Annotated in this window: 1 rRNA gene; it reads left to right on the top strand. The window is 48.1% G+C overall.

The features are described 5' to 3' along the window. Positions 1-235: ribosomal RNA gene (locus KW824_RS20835) — 23S ribosomal RNA — on the top strand; the annotation flags it as partial.

Here is a 235-nt window from a genome sequence, read left to right on the forward strand (position 1 = left end):
CGATGAAGGACGTACTAACCTGCGATAAGCTGTGAGAAGTCGGTAAGAGACGCTATTACTCACAGATTTCCGAATGGGGAAACCCACTTAGCATAAGCTAGGTATCGTTGCATGAATACATAGTGCAGCGAGGCGAACCGGGAGAACTGAAACATCTAAGTACCCCGAGGAAAAGAAATCAACCGAGATTCCCTCAGTAGCGGCGAGCGAACGGGGATTAGCCCTTAAGTTTCTT

The sequence above is a fragment of the Aeromonas sp. sif0611 genome (assembly GCF_019218845.1).
GTDB lineage: Bacteria > Pseudomonadota > Gammaproteobacteria > Enterobacterales > Aeromonadaceae > Aeromonas > Aeromonas media.